Raw genomic sequence first — 1,199 nt, 5'->3', positions numbered from 1 at the left:
TATCAGGCTTGCTTACAGGCAAACCTTAGCGAGGCGAGCTATTTGACCTTACAGATAGTAATCCTGCTCTTACAAAGTCATCGGATAGTCCAACTAGAGAAACTGGCCGCTCTTTTCCCGCAACCGATAACCTTTGAAAGTAGAAGACGGAATTTGCAGAGATTTCTTAAGCTCCCGCAACTAAACGTGAAACTCTTGTGGTTTCCCTTGATCAAACAGATTGTCAAGCTAGAGTTTAGTGGGAAAAACAAAAATCGAGAGCAAAGAAGAAGGCTTCAAAAACTGAAACAGGCGGGACGATTATTAGTCGTCATAGATAGAACCGATTGGAAAGGAAGAAATTTATTCGTTGCCAGTGTGATTTGTGGTCGGAGAGCCTTGCCCGTATCTTGGGTGTTACTGAATAAAAAAGGAAGTAGCGATCTGGGCGAACAGAAAAAATTTATCAAGCCGGTCTTGCGGTTATTGAAACCCTATCCGCTCGTCGTAATGGGAGATCGTGAATTTCAGTCGGTGCAGTTAGGGAAGTGGCTAGACGACAGAGGTGTAGCTTTTATCTTCCGTCAAAAGAAAAGTACCTACACGCGATTGAAAGAAGAAGAAAACTATCAAGCCCTTTCGGAGCTAGAACCGAACCGGGGAGAACGAAAATTCTTTCGAGGAGTGACCCACACGAAAAGCCATCAGATCGGTGGGTTTAATCTGGCAATTTATTGGAAAAGGCGCTATCGAAGTAAAGGGTCTAAAGAGCCTTGGTATTTATTGACTAATCTAGAATCTTTAGAGTTAACCCTCAAATTATATCGAGCCAGATTCGGGATTGAGGCGATGTTCAAAGATTGTAAAACGGGAGGATATAATCTGGAAAAAACGAAAGTGAGCGAGCCTCGCTTTCTCGCCTTAGTTTTATTAATCGCTATCGCTTACTCTTTGAATACAACCCGGGGTCAAAATCTCAAGAAATCGGGAACTCGGGATTATATTTGTCGCTCCAAAGAAGCAAAACGCGGTCCAGAAAGACATAGCGATTTTTGGATAGGTACTTATGGGACTTTTTGGGTCGAGTCGATGGACGCATACTCGGAACTCGCTTTTTCTTTGATTCGACTCAAGCCTGGAAAACACCCGAATTTTTCTAGGGGTCTAACGGCTATGCGCCTTATCCAGCAAGCCTTTTAGTCGCCTTGTCACCCCTTGAA

The 1,199-nt window shown here is 43.6% G+C and carries 1 protein-coding gene; it reads left to right on the top strand.

Features of this window, described 5'->3' with window-relative positions; all coding sequences use genetic code 11:
- The coding region (locus O9334_RS13440; protein WP_288000508.1) for an IS4 family transposase at positions 1 to 1,179 on the top strand (1,179 nt) is incomplete at its 5' end.
- Positions 1,180 to 1,199: the final 20 nt, after the last annotated feature.

It is taken from the genome of Microcystis sp. LE19-8.1F (genome assembly GCF_027531715.1).
GTDB classification, from domain to species: domain Bacteria; phylum Cyanobacteriota; class Cyanobacteriia; order Cyanobacteriales; family Microcystaceae; genus Microcystis; species Microcystis wesenbergii_A.
The sequence above is the reverse complement of the archived record's forward strand: the minus strand, read 5'-3'. Positions and strand labels throughout refer to the sequence as shown.